The organism is Microbacterium sp. BWT-B31, assembly GCF_041379855.1.
GTDB lineage: Bacteria > Actinomycetota > Actinomycetes > Actinomycetales > Microbacteriaceae > Microbacterium.
In genome coordinates, this window is record NZ_JBFECU010000036.1 from 1 (window position 1) to 1,640 (window position 1,640).

Here is a 1,640-nt window from a genome sequence, read left to right on the forward strand (position 1 = left end):
CATGGGTAACGTAAGACACGAGGACCTCCGTGGATCGAGTGAGTGTGGTAACCCACATCGATACCGGAGGTCCTCGCCCTACCCCATCACGCCACGCTGCACACAACCACCGTGGGAAGAACATCTAACCCGAGTACGGGTCGTACTGCGTCGCAGCGGGAGGGCAGCTTGCCATGGCTTCTTCATAGGCCGCTTGATCCGCGGCCTGGCTCAGCAGCTGGGACTCGAGGAGCGCGAACTCGCCGGAATAGTACGACTCGATGAAGACGGCCTCGGATGGCAGCGCGACGCGATATCCGAGGTCGGTCAAGCAGGCCGCAGTCGTCCTCTCGAACTCGTAGAGCTCTTTGAGTTGTGAGTCGGAGAGCGACGTTATCGTGTCGTAGCCGAACTTGTGCTCGCATGCCGCCACAGCTGCGTTGATCTGGCTCGACTGGGCCTCCGTTGACTCAATCGTGAGCCCGGGACCCTGGACGGTCGCCTCGATGCCGCTTTCGGCGAGGCATCGTTTCATCAGGTCCCCATAATCTCTCCGCGACGACGGCGTGACCGCGTCAGTGGGTAGCGGACCTGCCGAACACGCTGTGAGCGCAAGGACGACTGCGACCACAACCCCTGAGACATTGCCGACAAGCCTTAGATGCACGTTGCGCCGTAGCTATAGATCGTCACGGCGTATACGGTCCAGCTCGTCGATGAGGTGGCTCCGAAGGTGTTGAACTGCCCGCGCTGATTAGACGGCTGCACAGTGTTGATGAGCGTGTTGATCGCGTCGTACTTGTGCCATCCGGAACCCGTCTGGTCCGAGTAGAGCGCCACCTCCTTTGGAGGCGTACAAGTCCGAGTTCCAGAGCCGCCGGCCGCCTGAGCGGGCAGGGTCGTACCGACGACGACGGCAACGGCGAGTGCAGCAGCACCAGCCGCCTTGGCCAGAATTCTCATGCGGTTTCCTTTTCGCGGGACTGATAGTGCCCGGACCCAACGAGCAACACGTGCGGTAGTCGCAAGCGCTTTCGCTAGATTCCGTCTCTTACCTAGAAATGGCCGCTCGGAGCAATTCCTTACACGAACCCTTCGCCGATTCTGGTGGGCGCTCGGGCGCCTCGGGACTCAACGGCTGTCGACACGTCTCCACACCTGCCCGATCCCCCGAGATCGGGCAGGTGTGGAAAGCCAGGCGACCCGACGCCGATGACGGCGAACGGTGCAAGATAAGGACGTGTGTGTCGTTTGTAGTGCGTCGCGCTCTCAGGTCGCCCGGGCACATGCTGAGAGCGCGACGCACCTCATGGATGTTGGCTCCTGTTACGGGATGGTCGACGCCGTCCATCCAGCGGCACTCAGGATCTGACTGACCACAGTCGAAATCACTTCCGCGCTACAGATCCGGGGCAAGCTGGACGGGTCACCGGGGCAACCATAGCTCGGAGAGCCGTCGCCCGCCGAGATGATTGTCGCGGCCTGCCGTTTCAAAGTCCCCGAGACATTGACGAGCATGTAGCCGGGACCACCGCTATCCTCGATTTTTCATCGGGCTGTTGATCGGGGCTGCTCGGCGTCGTTGTCGGGGTTGTGTCGCTGATTCTGGCATGAGGGTACGACGACGGGCCGCGTGGCGCTGCGGGGGCGGGTCTCCGGTC

Annotated in this window: 2 protein-coding genes; both read right to left on the reverse strand. The window is 62.0% G+C overall.

Going from position 1 to position 1,640, the window contains the following annotated elements:
- Nucleotides 1–124: 124 nt before the first annotated feature.
- A complete protein-coding gene (locus AB1K54_RS17275; protein WP_371204000.1) occupies nt 125–514 on the reverse strand; it encodes a hypothetical protein in 390 nt (129 codons plus the stop codon).
- A 122-nt stretch (nt 515–636) separates the two neighbouring features.
- Nucleotides 637–942, reverse strand: coding sequence for a hypothetical protein (locus AB1K54_RS17280; protein WP_371204001.1), 306 nt, complete (start codon nt 940–942; stop codon nt 637–639).
- Between the last annotated feature and the right edge of the window lie 698 nt (nt 943–1,640).